Below are 22,554 nucleotides of genomic sequence, written 5' to 3'. Positions count from 1 at the left end.
TTAAGAAACCAAATCCTCGTGTATCTTTGTACATTATTCAAACTGAAAAAGAATTAAGAAATAGAATATGAATTTAATTAATAAAAATACTGCTCTTATTGCAGTATTCTTTGGGTTAGTGACAAATACACTTTCCGCTCAAGAAAAAAAACGTGTTGATGGTGTAATTGCAGTTGTTGGAGAACATTTTATTTTGGAATCTGATATTGCGCAAGGTTATATTCAAGCTAAAGCAAATGGAGTTGACGTTTCTGATAAATCTAAATGCTATTTTCTTAATATTCTTTTAGATAGTAAGTTAATGGCACATCAAGCTATACAAGATAGTTTGGTTGTTACCGATGTTGAGGTAAATACTTTTATTGATACTCAAGTAGATCGAATGGTTGAACAATATGGGACTTTGGATAACACATTGAAAGCATATAACAAAAAATCGTATGAAGAATTTAGAGCATTCTTTTTCGATATCGTTAAGACCAATAAGCTTGGAGATGCGATGCAAAATGAAATTGTAAAAGATATTCAAATCTCTCCAGAAGAAGTTAAACGTTTTTATAATGCTATTCCAAAAGATGATTTACCAGTTGTTGGAAAAGAAGTTGAGTTAGCAGAGATTATTGTTAAACCAGAAATATCGAAAGCAGAAAAACAAAAAGTAATTGATCGTTTAAACGAAATCAGAAATGATGTAATCCAATACGGTTCAAGTTTTCATAACAAAGCCATAGCTTATTCAGAAGATACAGGTTCTTTAGCTACTGGAGGTTTAATGACAATGACAAAGAAAGATCCATTTGTGAAGGAATTTAAAGAAATGGCTTTCAGTTTAAGAGAAGGTGAGATTTCGATGCCATTTGAAACTGAGTATGGATACCATATTATATTTTTGGAAAAAATCGAAGGACCAAAATTAACTCTTCGTCACATTCTGATTTCTCCAAAACCAAGTGCTGAAGCTGTAGTTGAAGCTAAAGAGAAAATAGATAAAATTAGACTTAGTATCCTAAATAAAGAAATGACATTTGCTGAAGCTGCTTTAGCTGTTACAGATAGAAAGGAAAATAAGTTAAATGGAGGTTTGGTTACTAATCCTTCTACTGGAGATACTAAATTTGAAATTAACAGAATTGAAGATCCAGTATTTTATTCAATGGTTTCTAATTTAGAACTTAATGAAGTTTCACTTCCGAAGTTTGTCGCAGATCGTCCGGGTGCTCCTGGAGAATATTACAGAATGATTCAAGTAACATCAATGTATGACGAACATCCAGCGGATTACAATTTAGATTACATGAAAATCCGTGAAGTAGCTTTGAGAAATAAAAAGAAAGAAGCGGTTGATAAATGGATTAAAAATAGTATTAAAGATACCTATGTTAAAATTGCAGATTTTTATCAAAATTGTGAATTATCAGCAAATTGGATAAAATAAATACAGAAAAGTCATCATTTAATTATGGTGACTTTTTTTATATTATCAGTTTGAATATGATTTAAATGTCTAATAGATAAAAAAACAATAAAATTTTTAATTTTCGATAATTAAGGTTCTGAAAATATTGAATTAAAACTATTGAAATAGAATGAATACAAATAATAATTCTTTTAAATTAAGGTTTTATTAAAAATTTTTAAATCTCAATTACTTTTTATAATTTTGTCCAATCAAAATAAATACATAAAAACAACTTATTCTATTTATGTGTTATTTTGATTTATAGAAAATAAAATAAATAAACTAACGGTCGTTTAGAATTTATATTTGACCAAAATAAACAATAAACAAAACTATGAACCTTTACACGGATTATCTTAACGAAATCGAAGAAAGAAAAGGGCAAGGGTTACACCCTAAACCAATTGACGGTGCCGAATTATTAAGCGAAATTATCGCTCAAATTAAAGATACAGCAAATCCAAACAGAACAGATTCAATTCAGTTTTTTGTTTACAACACTTTGCCTGGTACAACACCTGCAGCTGGTGTTAAAGCTGAATTTTTAAAAGAAATTATTTTAGGGCAAGAAACGGTTGCTGAAATTACACCAACTTTCGCTTTTGAGTTATTATCTCATATGAAAGGTGGACCTTCTATTGAAGTTCTTTTAGATTTAGCTTTAGGTAATGATGTAGAAATCGCTAAACAAGCAGCTAAAGTTTTAAAAACTCAGGTTTTCTTGTATGATGCAGATATGGATCGTTTAAAAGTGGCTTTCCACGCAGGTAACGAAACAGCAAAAGAAATCTTAGAAAGTTATGCTAAAGCAGAATTCTTTACTGAATTACCAGCTGTTGCAGAAGAAATCAAAGTAGTTACTTATATCGCTGCTGAAGGTGATATTTCTACAGATTTACTTTCTCCTGGAAACCAAGCACACTCTCGTTCTGACCGTGAATTACACGGAAAATGTATGATTACTCCAGCAGCTCAAGAAGAGATTAAAGCTTTACAAGCTAAACATCCAGAAGCTTCTGTAATGTTAATCGCAGAAAAAGGAACAATGGGAGTTGGATCTTCTCGTATGTCAGGTGTTAATAATGTGGCTTTATGGACAGGTAAACAAGCTTCTCCATATATTCCATTCGTAAACATCGCTCCAATCGTAGCAGGTACAAACGGAATTTCTCCTATCTTCTTAACTACAGTTGATGTAACTGGAGGTATTGGAATTGATTTAAAAAACTGGGTTAAGAAAACGGACGAAAACGGAAACGTTGTTCGTAACGAAGCTGGTGACCCAATCTTAGAAGAAGTTTATTCAGTTGCAACAGGAACTGTTTTAACTATCAATACAAGAGAGAAAAAGTTATACAACGGAGATCAAGAATTAATCGATATCTCTAAGGCTTTAACTCCACAAAAAATGGAATTTATCAAAGCGGGTGGTTCTTACGCTATCGTTTTTGGTAAAAAAATTCAAACATTTGCAGCTAAAACTTTAGGTGTTACGGCTCCTGTAGTTTTCGCTCCTTCAAAAGAAGTTTCTATCGAAGGACAAGGATTAACTGCTGTTGAAAAAATCTTCAACAAAAATGCAGTTGGTGTTGCAGAAGGAAAAGTTTTACATGCAGGTTCAGACGTTCGTGTAGAAGTAAACATCGTTGGATCTCAAGATACAACAGGATTAATGACAGCGCAAGAATTAGAATCTATGGCAGCTACTGTTATTTCTCCAATCGTTGACGGAGCTTACCAATCAGGATGTCACACTGCTTCAGTTTGGGACAAAAAAGCGCAAGCTAACATCCCTAAATTAATGAAGTTTATGAATGATTTCGGTGTAATTACTGCACGTGACCCTAAAGGGGAATATCATTCAATGACTGACGTTATCCACAAAGTATTAAACGATATCACAATTGATGAGTGGGCAATCATCATTGGTGGTGATTCACATACACGTATGTCTAAAGGTGTTGCTTTCGGTGCCGATTCAGGAACTGTAGCTTTAGCTTTAGCAACTGGTGAAGCTTCTATGCCAATTCCAGAATCTGTAAAAGTTACCTTCAAAGGAGAAATGAAACAACACATGGATTTCCGTGATGTAGTTCATGCAACGCAATCTCAAATGTTGAAACAATTTGACGGAGAAAACGTATTCCAAGGTCGTATTATCGAAGTTCATATCGGAACTTTATTAGCAGATCAAGCGTTTACATTTACGGATTGGACTGCAGAAATGAAAGCAAAAGCATCTATCTGTATTTCTCAAGACGATACTTTAATCGAATCTTTAGAAATTGCTAAATCTCGTATCCAAATCATGATTGATAAAGGTATGGATAACAAAAATGCGGTTTTACAAGGATTAATCAACAAAGCTAACAAACGTATCGAGGAAATTAAATCAGGTGAGAAACCAGCTTTAACTCCAGATGCAAATGCTAAATATTACGCTGAGGTAGTTATCGATTTAGATTTAATTGAAGAGCCAATGATCGCAGATCCAGACGTAAACAATGCTGATGTTTCTAAACGTTATACACACGATACAATCCGTGAATTATCTTTCTACGGAAACGATAAAAAAGTAGATTTAGGATTCGTAGGTTCTTGTATGGTTCACAAAGACGATTTAAAAATCGTTTCTCAAATGTTGAAAAACATCGAAAAACAACAAGGTGAAGTTAAATTCAACGCACCATTAGTTGTTGCTGCACCAACTTACAACATCATCGATGAGTTAAAAGCAGAAGGAGATTGGGAATACTTACAAAAATACTCAGGATTTGAGTTTTCTGATGCGTTACCAAAATCTACAGCTCGTACAGAATATGAAAACATCATGTACTTAGAGCGCCCTGGTTGTAACTTATGTATGGGTAACCAAGAGAAAGCAGAAAAAGGAGATACTGTTTTAGCTACATCAACTCGTTTATTCCAAGGACGTGTAGTAGAGGACAGAGATGGTAAAAAAGGTGAGTCTTTATTAGCATCAACTCCAGTAGTTGTACTTTCTGCAATCTTAGGACGTATGCCTTCTATCGAAGAATACAAAGCAGCAGTTGAAGGAATCAACTTAACAAAATTCAAACCGATTTCTACAAAGTAATTTCTAGAAATTCATAAATACCAAACGAGGTAATCTGCAAAGGTTACCTCGTTTTTATTTATACAAACTAAAAGTTATCAAACACTTGCTTAGGAGTTGTTTAACTCTTGCGCATAAGTTGACTAACTCTTGCTTAGGAGTTGTTCAACTCTTGCCTAAAAGTTTTCTAATGAAAAGCTTTCAAAATTTTCTTTTATACCACAGATGCACAGATGATTTTTAAATATTACGACTTCAGAACTTTCAGACTTTCAGACTTTCAGACTTTTCGACTTCTTTGGGCAGCTGCTAAAGCACCGCGCTGTTCGTTTCTAGTCCTCGTGTGTTTTTTGAAAAAAAACACACTGTGGGCTAACCACTACCATCGCTGCTGCGTACTTGATTGATGTAAGATTATATTTTTATTGTTCAAAAAAATCTACATTTTTAAGATAGTTTATTTTCGTTTTGTTTTTTGAATCTATGTTATAAAAAACTACCTCCAACAAATTTTAGAGGTAGTTTTTCATTTTAAATTTATTTTAATAATTCTGCAATCTTAGTATCCAATTCAGCACCTCTTAAATCTTTAGCTATAATTTTACCTGAAGAATCTAAAATAAACGTTTTTGGTATTGAGCTAACTTGGTACAATTGTGCAATAGGATCCTGCCAATGCTTGATGTTAGAAATCTGAATCCAAGTCAATTGATCTTTAGCAATGGCATTTTTCCAAGCTTCAGCATCTCTGTCTAAAGAAACACCAATTATTTGTAATCCTTTGTTTTTGTATTTATTATATAACGCAACAAAATTCGGATTTTCTTGACGACATGGTCCACACCAAGCAGCCCAAAAATCAATAATGGTAACTTTTCCTAAACTTTCTTTTAAAGAAATCATTTTTCCTTCAGGATTTGGTGCTGAGAAATCTGGAGCTATTTGACCTATGGCAACTTTTTCTAAACTTTCTATTCTTTGGTTGATTTCTTTTCCTTTTTTAGTATTTTTTAATTTTGAATCAAAAGCTTCAAAATAGGATTTATATTCTTCAAAAGTAATAGTTTCGCCATTCATTAATTGTTCTATAATTATTAATGAAATATAGGCGTCTTTATTTTTTTTGATTAAATCTATATTTTGATTGACTAATTTCGAGTTGATTTTTTGATATTCTGCCATTAAATCATCGATAGTTTGTTTATCTTGACTTTGTTGGGCATTCATCATTTTTTCATTATTTAACTCTTGAAAATCTCGAATTTCTCTTTGTATTTTATTTGATTCGGTGTTATAAACTGCTAAATAGTCATTGTTTTTTGTTCCAATTACTTTAGCATTATCTGGATTAGCTTTATCATAAGTTACTTTAATTTCACCTTTTTCAATTACAAACGGTACAATATATTCTTGTGTATTACCAATTTCTATAAATGCGAGTTCTAATTCATTTACAATTCCATTGATAATAAAAGTATTGTTTTTTATTACTGTAGAATCGATTTTAATGAAACCTTGTTCACCTTGTTCGTTAATGTAAACTTTTGTACCATCTTCAAAACCTTGAACATTTCCTTTAATCGTGAATTTATTTTTTTTTTGATCAAAAGAATTGACTTTTAAAGTTTTATTAAGAATTGATATTTTTGCTTGTGTTTGTGAACTAAATGCAAATAAAGAAGCAATTAAAAAGAATTTTATGTTTTTCATGATTAAAATGTTTTTTAATAAAAAAGTCGATACATATAAACGTATCGACTTTAAATATAGTATAAAATTGGATATTATTTTAATAACTCAGCAATTTTAGCATCTAATTCTGCACCTCTTAAATCTTTAGCTACGATTTTTCCAGAAGCATCTAAAACAAACATTGCAGGAATACTTTGTACATTGTATTCTTTAGCAATTGGATCTTGCCAATGTTTGATGTTAGAAACCTGAGTCCAAGTTAAATTATCATCTGCAATTGCTTTTTTCCAAGATTCAGCATCTTTATCTAAAGATACTCCAATAATTGCTAAACCTTGATCTTTGTATTTGTTGTATAACGCAACAATATTTGGGTTTTCTTGACGACATGGTCCGCACCAAGCAGCCCAAAAATCAATAATTGTAACTTTTCCTAAACTTTCTTTTAAAGAAACCATTTTTCCTTCAGGATTTGGTGCAGAGAAATCTGGTGCCATTTTTCCTACTGCCACTTTTTCCATTGTAGCTAATTTTTCAGCAAGCTCTTTACCTTTTTTAGTAGTTTTTAAAGTAGAATCTAAAGCATCGTAATATGTCTTGAATTCTTCACTAGTGATTGCTTGAGAAGCTGTTAATTGTTCTAATAATAAAAGAGAAATATAAGCATCTTTATTTTTACTTACATAATCTTTATTTTGTTTTTTAATTTCTTCTCCAAATTTATTGTATTCAGCCATCAAACTCTCCATAGTAGCCATATCTTGAGTTTGTTGAGCTTGCATCATTTTTTCGTTATTCTGTTCTTGAAAATCACGAGCAGCTTTTTGTAATTTAAAAGCTTCAGTATTGTAAGCTGCTAAATAATCATTGTTTTTAGTACCAACAACCTTTGAATCTTCTGGTTTAGCTTTATCGTAAGTTACTTTAATTTCACCATTTTCTAAAATAAATGGAACTACAAATTCTTCAGTTGTTCCTAATTCTAAAAATTTGATGTCTGGTTCAGTTGCAGATCCTTTAAATTCGAACATTCCTCCTTTAATTTCCGTAGAATCGATTTTTACGAAACCTTGTTCACCTTGTTCGTTAATGTAAACTTTTGTACCATCTTCAAAACCTTGTATAGTACCATTTATTATGTAACTATCTGCTGAATTGTTACAAGAAGCAAGTACAGCAACTGCACACGCTAAAGTGAAAATTTTTTTCATTTATAATTTGTTATTTATTTTAAATATTATTTCGCAAAAGTAATAAATAAGTAATCAACTTTAATAAAATTATATAAAATTTATAATTATTGAAAGCCAGCCACTTACAAGTAATAAACCACCAATTGGTGTAATTGGACCTAAGATTCTCCATTTTTTGTTTAAAGCACTTGTAATAGTTAAGCCATAAATACTAAAAGAGAATAACAATATTCCTAAAGACAGTAAGATTAATATGATTTGTGCATTTTGAAATAAATCTGCATTAAATCCAATAACGATCAATAAAATAGCGTGATACATTTGATATTTTATTCCTGTTTCGTAGTTTTTTAATTGTTCTTCATTCATGAATTTTTTAAAAGCATGTGCTCCAAATGCACCTAAAATTACGGAAAGAGCTCCAAAAATTGCCCCTACAATTATGATTGTTGTATTCATTTTTATTCAAAAGTTAATTGTCCTAAAATTTCCTCAGACATAAATGGGCCACCAGGATATTTTGCTGTATAATCTAGATTTAACCAAACCTTTCCACGTTCATCAATGTGATAAAAAATTTGTTTTCCTTTACTTTCATCTTTAAATAAAACTTCTTGAATCAAGTAAATAATATTTTCAAGATTAGATTCATCACCAATCAACATTTCAGGATACATATGTGCTTGCGTATGAATAATTCTAGGTGTTCCGCCAACTGCACGAATTAAAGATGCCATTAAAATTGCATGATCATCACAATCTCCTGAAAAATGTTCTAAAGATTCTGTAGCTTTAGCAATGTATTCTCTATTTTTCGGATCGTTTACATAATTCCAACGACTTTGAACTTCTTTGAAAATAGCAAAACATTGAATAATTTGTCTATAATCGTGAAAACCTTTTACATCTCTAAAATGTTTCGTCGTTGCCATTAATGCGTAATTTCTTACTTTCGGATTGTTATATTCAACAGCAGCTTCAATTTTTGATTTATTTGGAAATGGGAGTAATTTTGATACAATCACATCTTGTGGATTCGGATCTGCTGACATCGCAAAAATCATTGCGCGATAATCTTCGTAAACGGAATTAAAACCATATCCTTGAAACAATGTTCCCCAAATTAAAGTTCCTAAATAAATAATTAAAATAAAGAAAATAAACTTCTTAAAATAACTTAATAGAAATTGCATTCCAATAATAATCGCCAAAAAAAGCAAAATTCTATCTAAATGAATCGGCCAATCTGGGTCAATTAAAACTTGATGTAGAATAATAAAAACAGGAATTAATATCAGAATATTCAGTACAAAAATAACAATAGAATCCCAAGGCTTAGGTATCCTAAACTTGCGAATGGTGGCTTTAGCCTTTACTATTGTTGGATTGGTCATTTATTTAATAACTTCAGAATAGTTTAATTTATTTTCGATTATTCCTAAATCTTGTAATTGTATTTGAATCGTTTCAAATTGTTTTTCAGTCAATTGTTTTTGTGACCATTTGGTAATTTTTAACCATTCTTGAATATCTTCTAACTTTTGTTCATAACGAGAAGCTAATGTTTTATCAATACTTGGAATTTGTTTGAATTCAATAGTTGTATTATTTATAACTTCCAAAAGATTATTAATCATTGCTTTGTTATTTTCATAGAATTCTTTCCTAGCAACAATCACAAAACAAGGCCAAGGAGTAGGACAAACACCAATTCTTCTAAAAATTCCTTTGTCAACTACAGGTTGCGTCATAAAACGGTCCCACATAAAATAATCGGCTTTGTTTTCTGTTAAAGCAACAACCGCGCCATCTAAAGTATTTACGATTTCAAAATTCAAATCATCACTTTTCCAACCTTCATTTTTTGCATTTACAATAGCCATAAGTTGAGAACCAGAACCGTTTCTGCTAATTGCAACTTTTTTGTTTTGAAGTTCAGAAATGTTTTGAAATGGGCTAGATGCTGCAACGTGAATTCCCCATTGCAAAGGTGAAGAAACGTATTGTTGAAGCACAACAGATTCATTTCCGTTAGAAATATCTTTAAGAATTCCTTCGGTCAAGATAACCGCCAAATCAGTTTCGTTATTGCGTAACATTTGACACATTTTCCCAGTTCCTTCAGGAATATCTGTCCATTCTAAATCGATTCCGATTTCGCTAAATTCTCCATTTTCAAGGCAAAGTTGCCAAGGTAAATTAAAGTGTTCAGGAACACCTACGATTTTAACCGTTTTCATTCTAAAAATTTTATGCTAAGATAGTAAAGCTTCCGTGTTTTTTCATTAAAATAGAAATAAAAATATCGCTCATCGAGCGATATTTTAAAAAGATATAATTTCGATTGAACTTCGTCCGTTTCCGTGTTTTTCAACGTGAATTTGCACTGGTATTCGTTCTGTCATTTCAGAAACGTGAGAAATTACACCCACTTTTTTACCTTGATTTTGTAAACTTTCCAAAGCATCCATTGCAATTGCTAATGTTTGAGCATCTAATGTTCCAAAACCTTCATCAATAAACAAGGATTCGATATTCATTTTTGATGATGAAAGCGATGATAAAGCCAAAGCTAAAGCCAATGAAACTAAGAATGATTCGCCTCCAGATAATGAATGTACCGAACGAATTTCACACGCCATATCGTTGTCAATTACTTGTAAACTCAAAGTGTTTGGAATTCGTTCTAAAACATAACGTCGATTGATTTTTTTAAGATGAATATTTGCATAACGCAATAAAATATCCAACGTATATTCTTGTGCGATTTTCTTGAATTTTGCGCCATCTGCACTACCAATTAAATCATTAAGCTGATTCCATTTTGTCGCAATATTGCCTAATTGAATTCTTTTTTCAATCAAACTACTTTGTGTTTTTCTTTGGTCAAAATCGGTTTGCAGATGATGTTTATTTGAAAGTGCTTTTTCTTTTAATTCATTTATTTGTATTTCAATTTCGTTAATTTTAAGTATTATTTCTTCTTCATAAATTTCCGGTTTATTGTTTTTAGAATGTTTTTCTAAAGTATGTTTTTTATCTTCAAATAAAGCTAATTGCTTATCAATTTCGGTATGAATTTGTTGAATGTAATTTCTTTCATTTTGAATCCATTCGGCATTAAATTGTAAATAAACGGATACATTTTCAAGAGAAATTTCGTTGGTTTCAGACCAATTATTTATTTCCGTTTGATATTGATTTAAAGTCGAATCTAGTTTTTTTAAATAATCTTCGAAACCATTTTTTTGAGAATTCAGTTCAATAATTTTATTGTTGATTTCTAGCTTTTCTAAATTTTTACTTTCAATAGTTTGATTTAAATTTTGTATTTCAGAATTCAATTTATTTTCAACAAAATCAATTGATTCTCCATTGAAAAATTGTAAACGTTTAGATTTAATCTTTTCAAAGTCTGATTGTAAATCGAATAATTCAATTTTTGATTTTTGAACTTCTTCATTTTTTAAATACAAAGCTTTTTCGATTTCTTGAATTTCAGTTTGAATTTTAATTCTTTTTTCCGAAAGATTTTCTAATTCAGATTGATGTTTTCTCCAATCGTCTGCCATTTGTTTATGAATTCTAATAAATTCATTTTCATTTTGTTGCCAAAAATCTAACCAAAGATTGTTATCTAAAACTCTTGAAACTTCCTCAATTAATCGATTATAATTTTCTTTTTTTGTATGAATTTGATTAGAATGTAATTCTAATTTATAATTTAAATCAGAAATTTCTTGTTTTAATTCATTTATTTCTTGATTTAATTTTACTTTTTCTTGATGTAAGAAATAAAGTTTTTGCTGAAATTCTTCTCTTTGAAACCAATGTCTTTTCAAATATCCTAAATCAGTTTCTAACGAATTTATATTTTCAGAAATTGTTTTTAATGCTTCTGAAATAAGACCAAAATTTTCTGTTTCATTGAAATTAAAATCATAATTAGAAATCAATTTAACCGTGAAATTAAGTTTATCGATTTCAATTTGGATTTTGTTTTTTTCTTCTTTGTAATCTGAAATAGTTGTTGTAATCTGAATTAATTGTTGACTTAAACTTGCTGATTCTGAAGTTAAATTTTGAAGTTTCTTTTCTAAATTTTCGAATTCAATTTTAGTTTCGTCAGTAATTTTATCTAACGAATTGTACTTTGCGTACGGATGTTCTAACGAACCGCAAACTGGACAAGCTTGATCATTTATCAAATTCGCTCTAAGTTCAATAACGTCTTTTGATTTTTCTAATAACATTCGATTCAAAACATTTTGCAAAGTATTTTTTTGAATCGTAGTTTCATTCTTTTTTAGCTCGATTTTCGATAAATCTGATTTGATTTCGATGCTTTTTTGTTCGAAATCTGTAATTTTTGATTCGATTTTCTCTAAATGTTCTTTTTTTTGAATGATATTTTGCAGATTTTCTAAATCATTTTTTTTAGAATTTTGTATTGAATTAAGTTCTTTTAAAGCGTTTTCAAGTTCAGGTAAATTCTTATTTTTCAGAATAGAATCTAATTCAGCAATCGATTTTGTAAGCTCGATTTCTGACGATGTTTTTTCGATTTCTTCTGCAATTTTAGTTTCCAAAATTGGACCGAAACTATTTCTTTTCGCTACAAATTGTTGAATCTTTTGTTCTTCTTCAGGAATCCCTTGATTATTTTCTTGAATATCATTCAAATAAGCTAAAACCAAATTTTCATTAGCAATAAATGTTTCATAAATTCGATTCTGTTCAAACCATTGATTGATTTGAATTTTATGTTGATTGATTTCGTTTTCGTTTATTTTCTTTGAAGATAATTCTGAATTTATTTTAATCCAATTGTTTTCTAATTCCGATTTTTTGGATTCTTTTTCATTAAGATTTTTATGTTCAATTTCGATACGTAAATCTAAGTTTCTTGCATCTTTATATAAAGGAATGTTTTTTTCGAATTCAATTTTCTTGTTATTAAATTGTTCTCGAAATATATTTAATTCATTATTTAAATCATTTAACTTATCTGATTGTATTTTAGTTGTTTGGATATTATTTTCTAATAATTCAAACTGTTGTTTTTTATCTTCTTTATTCTTTTCGAAGGCAACAACAACATCTTTAATTTCTTGAAATTTTTCAATGTTTTTAAAACGTTCAATTCTTGAACTTTCTGATATTAATTTTTCACGTTTTTCTGTTAATACATTTTGAGCAATCAAAATTTCTTGTTGAATTTCCTTTTCCGTTTTATACCAATTCTGAATATTTTTTGAACTAATTAAATCTGAACTTAAATCCTTAATTCTTGTTTCTAAAAAAGTAATTTCATTGTTCAATGCTTCAATTTCTTCATCTGTGAACAATTGAAACATTTCTAATTTCGTATTTAAAACATCAACTTCTGATTTATGAAATCGATATTTTTCAAAAACCTTTCTCGATATTTTGCTATAAATATCTGTTCCCGTAAGTTTTTCTAAAATATCAGCACGGTTATTATCATCGGCTTTTAAAAACGAAGTAAATTCGCCTTGAGCCAAAATAACCGATTTGGTAAATTGTTCGTATTTTAATCCAACTAAACGTTCAATTTCAGCTAAAACAAGAGTTTTTCTATTTTCTGGAAAAGCAACATCATCAGTAATATTATGTAATAAAATTATCTCATTTTGAATCGCACCAGTTAACCGATTATTTGCTCTACGAATGTTCCATTCTGAACGGTAATATTTACCATCAACTCCAATAAAAGTCAGTTTTACGTGACCTTGAATCGCTCCTTTGCGTAAAAGTGTTTTCACGTCTTTGTTAGAAATGGTTTTGTCTTTTGTATCAAAAATTTGCACCGTCGAAGTTAACGGAGCCAAACGTGGCGTTTTATTATATAAAGCCAAACAAATTGCATCTAAAATAGTAGATTTTCCTGCACCAGTTGCGCCAGTAATTGCAAATAATCCGATGGAATTCAGAGGTTCACTTTCAAAATCAATTTGATAACAACCATCAATCGAAGCAATATTATTTATTTCTAAAGCTGTAATTTTCATATTAATTTTGATTATCGTGATTTAATTCGGTTAAAACATCCTCAAACAAAACGTCTAATTCATTTGGAATTTCTTCATTGTATTTTTCAGAATAAATACGGTTTAAAACGTGAATCGGTTGTAAATCGTGTAGTTCAATTTCATTTTGAAGTTCCGTTTCGTTTGTTTTTGCATTGATTTTTGGAAATTTCGTATCGATTCGAGCCAAACGTACATTTTTTGTTTGTACAATTTCTTGAATTCTATTTTTTAAATCAGGAATTGGCTCATTCAAAAGTACTTTTACTTCTAAATAAGGTTGATTCTTATCATTTTCATCTTTTAAAGGAAGATTTTCTAATTCAAAAAATACTTCTTCTAAAATTTTATTCTGTTTTGGAACGCTCAAAAGTGGTGTATGAATTGGAATCTCAATGATTTCTAAATGTTCAAAATTCCCATTATTAATTTCAAAAACAACCACTTGATGTTTATACGTTTTTTCTGAAAAAGAAAGCGGAATCGGACTTCCTGAATAACGAATAGAATCGTTTGCAGAAAGTCGTTGTGGTTTGTGAATATGACCTAAAGCAACATATTTCAAATCCGTTGGAAAACTTGATGTATTGATATTTTCAACGCCACCAATAATCGGACGTTCTGCTGTATCTTCAGGGTCTGTTTCAACTCCCATTGCGTGTAAATGTCCCATTGCAATCACACTTTGATTGGCAGTTTTTTTTGAATTTATATTTTTAAAAGCTTCTGCATAAAACTTGGAAACACCATAATTATATTCATAATTTCCTTCTTCTGTTTTTGGATAATCACCAATTCGTAAGAATGGAATCGCCAAACAGAAAACTTCAATTTCATTGTTTGAATTGAATAATGGAATGGTTAACGCATCGTAATCAATAGATTTATCTTCTCGTTTTTTTACACTTCCGATGATAGAAACTTTTGTATTTTGAAGTAACGGAATCGGCATTTCTAAACGAATTGCAGAATCGTGATTTCCTGCGATAATAACAACTTGTAAATTCGGATAATTATTGGTGATTTGACTTAAAAACGAATAAAACAAAGTAATTGAACTTCCAGAAGGATTAGCTGTATCAAAAATATCGCCCGCAACTAACAATACATCAATTTGTTTATTTTTTAGAGTTTCATTCAACCAATCCAAAAAAGATTTATGTTCTTGATGTCTGTCAAAATCATAAAATGTTTGTCCAATATGCCAATCTGAAGTATGTAAAAATCTCATCAACTTTGTTTTTTAAGCTAAGCAAATTTAAATTAATTAGCGACAAGTTGTGACATTGAAAGATTTTGTTTTAAGTTAATTTCTTATATAGTTTAGAAATATTCTTATTTTAATTTTGTTACATTTGAAATTAGATTTTAAATACAAAATATGCTTTTCAATTCCCTTGAATTTATGTTTTTTCTACCAATAGTTTATCTTCTTTATTGGTGTTTTACAAACAAAAAACTAGGTTTACAAAATATTTTATTGCTTGTTTCGAGTTATATTTTTTATGCTTGTTGGGATTGGCGTTTTTTATTTTTATTGATGTTTTCAACATTTCTAGATTATTTTTCTGGAATTCAAATCGATAAAGAACAAAATCAAATTAAAAGAAAACTCTGGCTTTTTCTCTGTGTTGGAATCAATTTGGGATTTTTAGGATTTTTTAAATACTACAATTTCTTCATTGAAAATTTTGTTGCATTGATAGAATCTTTAGGATTTCAAGCTCACATTTCTTCTTTACAAATTATCTTACCAGTCGGAATTTCGTTTTATACATTTCACGGTTTGTCTTATGTAATTGATATTTATTATCGTCGAATTTCTTCAGAACGAAATTTTATTGAATATTCCCTTTTTGTCAGTTATTTTCCATTATTAGTTGCTGGTCCAATTGAACGGGCAACACATTTACTACCTCAAATTAAGAAACCTCGCTTTTTTAATCGAGAACAATCAGTAGCTGGTTTGAAACAAATTCTTTGGGGGTTTTTCAAAAAAGTTGTTATTGCTGATAATTGTGCTTTTTTTGTAAATCAAATTTTTAACAATTCGGCTGAACAAAATGGAAGTACTTTATTTCTTGGTGCCGTTTTGTTTGCTTTTCAGATTTATGGAGATTTTTCTGGCTATTCGGATATTGCAATTGGAACATCGAAATTGTTTGGAATTAATTTATTAAAAAACTTTAATTTCCCTTATTTTTCTCGTGATATTTCTGAATTTTGGAGACGTTGGCACATTTCATTATCTTCCTGGTTTAGAGATTATTTATACATTCCGTTAGGTGGAAGTAGAGGAGGAACTTGGATGAAAGTTCGGAATACATTTATTATCTTTATTGTTAGCGGATTTTGGCATGGTGCCAATTGGACTTTTATTGTTTGGGGAGCTTTAAACGCTGTTTTTATGATGCCAGCTATGATTTCTGGAACAAACAGACATTATTTGGATGTTGTTGCTCAAGGAAAGATTTTTCCTACATTAAAAGAAATTTTTCAGTTGATAATAACTTTTACTTTAACTGTTTTTGCTTGGATTTTTTTCAGGTCAGAAAATTTGTCACACGCGATAGATTATATTAAAGGAATATTTAATAAAAGTTTTTTCTTAATTCCAGAATTTGATTTTAAAATCATAAGTGTTTTGATTTTATTTTTTATGGTAGTTGAATGGTTTGGTAGAGAACAAGATTATGCAATTGACAAATTCTTTTTAAATAACAAATTGTTGCGTTATAGCTTTTTTTATTTGATTATTTTTCTAGTTTTTTGGTTCGGAACTGATAAACAGCAATTTATTTATTTCCAATTTTAATTAAAAACAAATGAAAAAATTTATATTTAAAACAACTTTGTTTTTGTCTCCATTTATAGTTTTACAATTAGTTGCACTTTTTTTATATAATACGCAAAATGGTGATTTGGTTCGTGTTGGACAGATGTTTGAAAGATTTCCATCTTATCGAGAAAATTTAAATAATGAAATTGCTAATCAAACTCATTTTGAAGTTATTGATGATATAAACGTAAAAGGGAAAACAATTAAATATTTTTTAGTAGGAGATTCATTTACCAATGATAAAAACGGATATAAAAATTTCTTAGGATATTTAAGTGATGGACAGGTTAGTTCGTTAAACATAAATCTTTTGATTAATGATAATCCTTTTCAAACACTTTATTCACTAACAAAAACAGATTTTTTCAAAAATAATAAAATCGAATTTGTTATTGTTGAAAGTGTTGAACGTTATCTAGCATATAGAGGAAATAATGTCGATAAGAATTTAGAATTTACGAAAACTAAAATTGAATTACCGATTTCTGAATCAAGAACAGATTATCATTTTCAACTAACAGATAAAGAATTTCCGAATAAATCAATTTTTACCTTGCCGTACAATACGTTTAGATATTTTAATGGAGCTGAAGATTTTGGACAAGTTTATCGTTTCGATAGTTCTGAAAAAATGTTTTCAGTTGATAAAAATGAAGTTTTTTGTTATTTTGAAGATGTTGATTTAATTCCAGATTTGAATTGGCCGAATAATATACAAAATTTAAAAAATGCTTTAAATGAACTTCAAATTGAATTAGAAAAGCAAAATGTAAAATTAGTTTTTTTACCAGCACCTAATAAATTTACCGCTTATTATGATCAGATAGTTGCTAAGACTCCAATTGAAAAATCAGTAATTTTAGAAGAAATAGAAAATACGCCTAAAAAATACATTTATGTAAATCCTATTAAAAGTATTAATGAGTTTATTAAAAACGGAAAAAAAGATTTTTATTTTTATGACGATACACATTGGGGATTTTCAGGCTCAAAAGCTGTCGCTGAACAGATAATTTTAGAAACCAAATAGATTAAAATCTAGAAATCATTTATAATTATTATGTTATACTTAAAGTGAATATTTCAGTTTTCCAGAATGAATGCTTATATGTATTAGAATAAAGGATTCTGTCTTAATAAATTATTTTTTTTGCAAAAATCTAATAATAGAGAAGCTTTAATTTTAAAATGTTTTTTAAAATTGATCATTATTAACAATTAAATTTTCTTTTTCAATATTTATCGGAGGATTCTTTACAATTGATATTTTCGATTAAAAAAATGAAAGTTAAGATTTTTTAAATTTTATATTTTAATGAATTTAAGTGTTTTAAAAAACCGTTTTCAAAAGTAAGTTAATTATACTATTGAAAACGGTATTGTTTTTTTATTTACATTTTTGTTTTTTTCCAATCTGTAACTATTTCTCTAATTTTAAGAGTTCTTTGGTTTATTGTTTCGTCGTCTTGATATGCAGCTGATAATTTATGTATAAATTTTTCGGCTGTTTTTCTTTTTCCTCCTGCATTTTTGTATGTTTTTAAAACTTCTAAGATATTAGTTGAAAAATGTTCTTCTTGTCTAACATATTTTTTTAAGGTTTTAAATAATTCTTGATCAGTCATAATTTATAAGTATTTGGTTAAAGTTCTTTCTTAAGATTTAAATCAGAAATTAATTCACGTACTTTAATCATAAAATTTTCACCAGGATCTTCTTTTCCTGTGAAATATTTCGAATCTAATTCTTTCCATAATTTTGTTTTTCTAAATTTACCATATTCACTATGTCCAATAACATATTCAATATTATATTCTTTAGTAAGTTTTCGAATTAAAAAAGCATTAGCTTCTACTTGTTTTTTAGTTAATGGTTGTTTTTTACTTCCAATATTTTCGACACCAATGGCACAATAATTTAAATCGATGGTATGTCTTGCAAATAATGTATCAGGAATTATTTGATAAATAGTTCCATCTCTATCAACCAAATAATGAGATGATACATTTAATTTACTTTGTTTTTTATTAAATGTTCTTGAATTTTCAATATAAGTATTGTTAAAATAATTAAAATTACTACTCAAAGTTCCACCAGCAGTATAATGTAAAACAATGATTTTTGGAATAATCGTTGGTTCTTTTTGTATCAAACCATGATGATTTTTCAAGTATTCCAAACTAAGTTGTTTTCGTTCTGAATCATAAGTTATAGGTTTTGTAATTATTTCAAAGGCTTCATTTTTTTGAGCATGTAAAGAACTTGAAAATCCAATAAAACATAACATTAGTATTAGATTTTTCATTCAAACTTTTTTATAAATTCAATGTTTTTCTTTCAGTTTCAGTTAAAAATTTATCAACATTTTTATATTTACCATTATACCAATCTTGTTCGTTAAAATAATCTTTCATTTCTTGAGTTTTAAAAATATACCCATGACGAGCATAAATTTCATTCCGCATCACTTTAAGATCAAAACTATTTAATCCTTTCAAGTCATTTGCTTTCAAAATTCGTTTTGATGCTTCTGGGTATAAACCTGGTAGATATTGAGATTGTTTGTTTGGTTTTTGCGCATGAACTTGAGAATGCGTAACAAGAGGAGTTATGATAAATAACACTAATAAGATGAATATTTTTTTCATTCGAATATGATTTTATAAGTTGGTTTAGCTAATTTATAAAAAATACAAATACATTTAAATATTTATTATTAAAAAAATAATATTTTAAGATTATATTTTTGATTTGATAATTATGTTAAATTATTTTTGGTAATTTAAAATTTTTAAAAACTAATAAGTATTGTTGATATGATTAATTATCACCATTGTCGTTTTGAATTACACAACAGGCAAAAGAAATATTGATTTCTCACAATTTTTTTTGATAGAAATAAAAGTTATCAATATTGTGTTATCCAACCAGATTAATTTTTTAGATTGTTTATATTTCTATAAAAGACAAATTCATCAATAAATTGAATAGATGTAAGAACTGTAATTTTAGTCAAAATTCTTGTTTTAAATCCCTGAAAAGTTTTGGTATATTTTCTTCTTATCAAAAACTGATCACAAAGTTGATCAAACAAAGTTTCAATTCTTTTTATTTATTTTTTGAATGGATAAAACTACGGTTTGATATCTTTCTGATTTTTATATTTTGGAGTTTTCATTTGTATATTTACTCCATTAAAAAATTCGAGCTGAATAATATGAGAAAAATATTTTTGTTTTTAAGTAAGATATAATCTGACGTTTGTGTTTTTTAAATAAGGGATATTATTGAACCGAAGTAGCCAACAAATCAAAACTTTTAAAACACTATTTATAAACAAAGTGCTTTTAATTTTTACCCGTAAAATGGAAGTTTTGTGAAGTACAAACTCTGTTTCTTTATATATTTTATTACTTGTTGAGCGGAAATTTCACAACCCTCTAACAGTATTCGTATTAAGTTAATTGGTTCAAAATCAGATAATTTTGTTTTATTGCTTTGAAATACATATTTTCAATTTCTTATATTTTACATAATTCTCTTAAATTTAATTTGTAACTTGCTCATAATTGTATTTGATTGCTAGTTTTAGCAATATGTTTATTTTTTTATAATGCGCAACGAGTTTATATTATAAAACGAAATAAGATATTGATTTTAAACGCGTTTAATTCAATTTATTTTAATTATTGTTTACATGAAATTAAAACCAAAACCAACACTTAGATTAAAAAAAAGAAATATGATATTCATTTTTGCATTCTGCGTTTTCACAATTTGTTCTTCATGTTTTTCTGATGGAGTCAAGAAGATTCCTGATATTGTTAATGTTACAAATCAAGATTCTGCGGTGAATAAAAATGCTCAAATCAAAAGAGATTCATTCAAAGAATTAAGATTAATCAAAGTAATTCAAAGTAAAGTAAAAAATCCTAAATCTGAACTTTCAGTTTATGAATCTGCAGTAAATTCTCCAAAGTCTGCAACATATTCTAAAGATGGGAAAAAAATTTATGTCAACTCATTAGAAGGTTACACAACAATAGTTTTTGATTCTAAAACCTTAGAAAAGTTGAAAGAAATTCGTCATGAATTCACTCATAAAAATAATAATCTATTTAAAAACAATGAAAATTCTGTATTTGACTATAAATTCAAACAAAAAAAAGAAGATTATAATCATTTTTTAGGAAAACCAGTTGAAAGTTGTTTATCTCATGACGGTAAATATTTATGGGTTACTTATTATCGAAGAGATTTTGATCCGAAAGCTGAATCTCCTTCCGCAATTGCTATTATCGATACAAAAACTGACGAAATAGTTCGAGTAATTCCTTCTGGACCATTGCCTAAAATGATTGCTTGTTCAAATGATAATAAATTTGTTGCGGTTACACATTGGGGAGATAATACGGTTGGATTAATTGATGTTTCTAGTAATAATCCTTTCGATTTTAAATATGTTGCTCATATTGTAGTTGATTATCGTTTGAAAATGGATTTCAATTCAAATGTAAATCGAGATTCAGAATGTGGAAATTGTTTAAGAGGAACGATATTTACACCAGATAGCAAAAAACTATTTGTTGCAAAAATGGGAGGAAATGGAATTGCAGTAATAGATGTTCCGACTAAAGAAATGGAAGGTACAATTACTGGATCTTCGTTGAATATTCGTCATCTTTTAATTAATAATAACGATTTGATTTTAAGTTCTAATAAATTTGGAGTCGTTCAAAAAGGAAATTTAGATGAAATTAATTCTAAGGATTTTGATGAAAATAAAATTAATGAGTTTTCAAATTGGAAATCAGTTAAGTTAGGTCCTGGAGTAAGAACTATTGACGTCACAAAAAATGGAAAATATATTTTTGCATGTGTGAATAACGAAAGTAAAATTTCAGTCGTTGACGCCAATTCCATGACAAAAATTAGCGAAATTGATGTTGCTTCTTTTCCTGTTGGAATGTCGCTTTCTCCTGATGAAACTCAATTAATTGTAACTTCACAAGGAAAAAGCTCTACACCAAATTCAGGAAATACTATAACTGTTTATGAAGTAGTATATCATTAATGTGAATTTATTTTAATGAACGTAACTCAATTTTTTAATTAATTCTATAAAACTTGAGCTATTACTTTTGTTCAAAATATTTTTTCGATGAGTCAAAATTGTATTCTTGCTGATTGTAAGTTCATCAGATATTTGTTGACTATTCATACCATTTTTGATTAAATTTAGAATTTCCAATTCACGTTTTGTAAGATTATATCTATTTTCAGCATCGATATATGAATTTTGAGATTTGTCATAAATTTTAAAATCTGTTACAGATACGTTTTCAGTGTATTCAATTTTCTTATGATTTACCAATGTTTTAGTAAGATGTCCACTATTGTTTACTTCTAAAGCTTGACATTCTTGAAAAACTCTAATATAATCTCCAGATTTTGTTTTTATTCTGTAGGTATATGAATGCGTATATTTAAAATGTTCATTAAAAGAAAGTTTGTTAGTGAAGTTTAAAAACCTTTCTTCGGATTCTAAAAAATAATCTAAATCATCAGGATGAATAATTTTCAATAAAAACTCCAAATTCAATTCATCAAATTTATATCCTGTTACTGTCTCAAATGCAGAATTTGTAAATAAAATAGTGTTTTGAAAACAGTCAAAAATAAAAAAATAACTGTGAATTTGTTCAGGAATTTGGATTTGATTATCGATTTCTGATTGAGATTTTTGGGATTTTACTAATTTATCCCATTTTTTTACATCTATTTCTTTCAATTTATTTTTTTTATCTGAATTTATTTAAAATAAATAAGTTACTTAGAGTTAGTGAAAATTTTTCTAAAAATACCACAAATAGGGTATTTCAAATTTAGCAAAAAGGCAGGATATTTGTTCAAGTAAATAAAGATGTTTTGTAATGATTTTTTGATATTTTAAATAAAAAACATTGCCTTTTTACAAATATATAATAAATAAGTTTTTCTAACCTACAAAAGCATTGTATTTTTAAAGAAGTTAACCAAAAAAAACACTTTTGAAAATTATTTTGAGCATTAACAATGTTGTTAGAGAGACTAAAAGAAGAAATTTCATTAAATTGAGATTTCTTTTTTTATTTCTATGTCCCGTCCTGAAATAACGATACAAAAAAAAAGAGTCGTTATGAAAGAATCAAACAATTATGTAAAACGTAGTCAACGACATTACACCTTAAGTTTTAAAATCAACG

16 protein-coding genes and 1 pseudogene are annotated in these 22,554 nt (G+C 28.3%); 5 read left to right on the top strand and 12 right to left on the bottom strand.

Annotated features, from left to right (window positions below):
- Window positions 1-67 precede the first annotated feature (67 nt).
- Window positions 68-1,435, top strand: coding sequence for a peptidylprolyl isomerase (locus EG240_RS09590; RefSeq protein WP_125019179.1), 1,368 nt, complete (start codon window positions 68-70; stop codon window positions 1,433-1,435).
- A gap of 358 nt (window positions 1,436-1,793) precedes the next feature.
- Window positions 1,794-4,556 (top strand): bifunctional aconitate hydratase 2/2-methylisocitrate dehydratase, encoded by a 2,763-nt coding sequence (locus EG240_RS09585; RefSeq protein ID WP_125019178.1) that lies wholly within the window; start codon window positions 1,794-1,796, stop codon window positions 4,554-4,556.
- Between the two features lie 516 nt (window positions 4,557-5,072).
- Here the strand turns inward: EG240_RS09585 and EG240_RS09580 are convergent.
- From EG240_RS09580 to EG240_RS09550, 7 genes are all read right to left on the bottom strand, one after another.
- A complete protein-coding gene (locus tag EG240_RS09580; protein WP_125019177.1) occupies window positions 5,073-6,245 on the bottom strand; it encodes a TlpA disulfide reductase family protein in 1,173 nt (390 codons plus the stop codon).
- Window positions 6,246-6,319: 74 nt separating this feature from the next.
- Complete coding sequence (locus EG240_RS09575; protein ID WP_125019176.1) at window positions 6,320-7,438, bottom strand: TlpA disulfide reductase family protein; 1,119 nt, start codon at window positions 7,436-7,438, stop codon at window positions 6,320-6,322.
- A 69-nt stretch (window positions 7,439-7,507) separates the two neighbouring features.
- Complete coding sequence (locus EG240_RS09570; protein WP_125019175.1) at window positions 7,508-7,879, bottom strand: DUF423 domain-containing protein; 372 nt, start codon at window positions 7,877-7,879, stop codon at window positions 7,508-7,510.
- A gap of 2 nt (window positions 7,880-7,881) precedes the next feature.
- Window positions 7,882-8,814 (bottom strand): transglutaminase domain-containing protein, encoded by a 933-nt coding sequence (locus EG240_RS09565; protein ID WP_125019174.1) that lies wholly within the window; start codon window positions 8,812-8,814, stop codon window positions 7,882-7,884.
- The gene (locus EG240_RS09560) at window positions 8,815-9,660 is read right to left on the bottom strand and encodes a substrate-binding domain-containing protein (RefSeq protein WP_125019173.1); all 846 of its coding nucleotides are present in this window, start codon (window positions 9,658-9,660) and stop codon (window positions 8,815-8,817) included.
- Window positions 9,661-9,744: 84 nt separating this feature from the next.
- Window positions 9,745-13,452 (bottom strand): AAA family ATPase, encoded by a 3,708-nt coding sequence (locus tag EG240_RS09555; RefSeq protein ID WP_125019172.1) that lies wholly within the window; start codon window positions 13,450-13,452, stop codon window positions 9,745-9,747.
- A 1-nt stretch (window position 13,453) separates the two neighbouring features.
- A complete protein-coding gene (locus EG240_RS09550) occupies window positions 13,454-14,701 on the bottom strand; it encodes an exonuclease SbcCD subunit D (protein WP_125019171.1) in 1,248 nt (415 codons plus the stop codon).
- Between the two features lie 150 nt (window positions 14,702-14,851).
- Between EG240_RS09550 and EG240_RS09545 the strand changes: the two genes are divergently transcribed.
- A complete protein-coding gene (locus tag EG240_RS09545) occupies window positions 14,852-16,285 on the top strand; it encodes an MBOAT family O-acyltransferase (RefSeq protein ID WP_125019170.1) in 1,434 nt (477 codons plus the stop codon).
- A 10-nt stretch (window positions 16,286-16,295) separates the two neighbouring features.
- Window positions 16,296-17,339 (top strand): alginate O-acetyltransferase AlgX-related protein, encoded by a 1,044-nt coding sequence (locus EG240_RS09540; protein ID WP_125019169.1) that lies wholly within the window; start codon window positions 16,296-16,298, stop codon window positions 17,337-17,339.
- Between the two features lie 361 nt (window positions 17,340-17,700).
- Here EG240_RS09540 and EG240_RS09535 read toward each other — a convergent pair whose 3' ends face one another.
- From EG240_RS09535 to EG240_RS17125, 4 genes and pseudogenes are all read right to left on the bottom strand, one after another.
- Entirely contained in the window at window positions 17,701-17,934 is a 234-nt protein-coding gene (locus EG240_RS09535; RefSeq protein ID WP_125019168.1) for a hypothetical protein, read from the bottom strand.
- A gap of 17 nt (window positions 17,935-17,951) precedes the next feature.
- Complete coding sequence (locus tag EG240_RS09530) at window positions 17,952-18,614, bottom strand: N-acetylmuramoyl-L-alanine amidase (protein ID WP_125019167.1); 663 nt, start codon at window positions 18,612-18,614, stop codon at window positions 17,952-17,954.
- Between the two features lie 10 nt (window positions 18,615-18,624).
- Window positions 18,625-18,957, bottom strand: coding sequence for a YARHG domain-containing protein (locus EG240_RS09525; protein WP_125019166.1), 333 nt, complete (start codon window positions 18,955-18,957; stop codon window positions 18,625-18,627).
- A 284-nt stretch (window positions 18,958-19,241) separates the two neighbouring features.
- Window positions 19,242-19,579, bottom strand: a pseudogene (locus EG240_RS17125) (IS982 family transposase); the annotation flags it as partial.
- 472 nt (window positions 19,580-20,051) lie between these two features.
- Between EG240_RS17125 and EG240_RS09520 the strand changes: the two are divergent.
- Window positions 20,052-21,383, top strand: a complete 1,332-nt coding sequence (locus EG240_RS09520; protein WP_125019165.1) for a beta-propeller fold lactonase family protein — start codon at window positions 20,052-20,054, stop codon at window positions 21,381-21,383.
- Between the two features lie 12 nt (window positions 21,384-21,395).
- Here the strand turns inward: EG240_RS09520 and EG240_RS09515 are convergent, their stop codons facing one another.
- Window positions 21,396-22,100: a LuxR C-terminal-related transcriptional regulator gene (locus EG240_RS09515; protein WP_125019164.1), complete on the bottom strand. Its 705-nt coding sequence runs from the start codon at window positions 22,098-22,100 to the stop codon at window positions 21,396-21,398.
- Between the last annotated feature and the right edge of the window lie 454 nt (window positions 22,101-22,554).

The organism is Paenimyroides tangerinum, assembly GCF_003865405.1.
Lineage (GTDB): Bacteria > Bacteroidota > Bacteroidia > Flavobacteriales > Flavobacteriaceae > Flavobacterium > Flavobacterium tangerinum.
Note: the sequence above shows the minus strand (reverse complement) of the source record. Positions and strands in the feature narration are given on the sequence as shown.

What these genes read in the sequence shown, in the direction of transcription:
- EG240_RS09590 (WP_125019179.1), top strand. Translation starts at nt 68, where the DNA reads ATGAATTTAATTAATAAAAATACTGCTCTTATTGCAGTATTCTTTGGG.
- EG240_RS09585 (WP_125019178.1), top strand. Translation starts at nt 1,794, where the DNA reads ATGAACCTTTACACGGATTATCTTAACGAAATCGAAGAAAGAAAAGGG.
- EG240_RS09580 (WP_125019177.1), bottom strand. Translation starts at nt 6,245, where the DNA reads ATGAAAAACATAAAATTCTTTTTAATTGCTTCTTTATTTGCATTTAGT.
- EG240_RS09575 (WP_125019176.1), bottom strand. Translation starts at nt 7,438, where the DNA reads ATGAAAAAAATTTTCACTTTAGCGTGTGCAGTTGCTGTACTTGCTTCT.
- EG240_RS09570 (WP_125019175.1), bottom strand. Translation starts at nt 7,879, where the DNA reads ATGAATACAACAATCATAATTGTAGGGGCAATTTTTGGAGCTCTTTCC.
- EG240_RS09565 (WP_125019174.1), bottom strand. Translation starts at nt 8,814, where the DNA reads ATGACCAATCCAACAATAGTAAAGGCTAAAGCCACCATTCGCAAGTTT.
- EG240_RS09560 (WP_125019173.1), bottom strand. Translation starts at nt 9,660, where the DNA reads ATGAAAACGGTTAAAATCGTAGGTGTTCCTGAACACTTTAATTTACCT.
- EG240_RS09555 (WP_125019172.1), bottom strand. Translation starts at nt 13,452, where the DNA reads ATGAAAATTACAGCTTTAGAAATAAATAATATTGCTTCGATTGATGGT.
- EG240_RS09550 (WP_125019171.1), bottom strand. Translation starts at nt 14,701, where the DNA reads ATGAGATTTTTACATACTTCAGATTGGCATATTGGACAAACATTTTAT.
- EG240_RS09545 (WP_125019170.1), top strand. Translation starts at nt 14,852, where the DNA reads ATGCTTTTCAATTCCCTTGAATTTATGTTTTTTCTACCAATAGTTTAT.
- EG240_RS09540 (WP_125019169.1), top strand. Translation starts at nt 16,296, where the DNA reads ATGAAAAAATTTATATTTAAAACAACTTTGTTTTTGTCTCCATTTATA.
- EG240_RS09535 (WP_125019168.1), bottom strand. Translation starts at nt 17,934, where the DNA reads ATGACTGATCAAGAATTATTTAAAACCTTAAAAAAATATGTTAGACAA.
- EG240_RS09530 (WP_125019167.1), bottom strand. Translation starts at nt 18,614, where the DNA reads ATGAAAAATCTAATACTAATGTTATGTTTTATTGGATTTTCAAGTTCT.
- EG240_RS09525 (WP_125019166.1), bottom strand. Translation starts at nt 18,957, where the DNA reads ATGAAAAAAATATTCATCTTATTAGTGTTATTTATCATAACTCCTCTT.
- EG240_RS09520 (WP_125019165.1), top strand. Translation starts at nt 20,052, where the DNA reads ATGATATTCATTTTTGCATTCTGCGTTTTCACAATTTGTTCTTCATGT.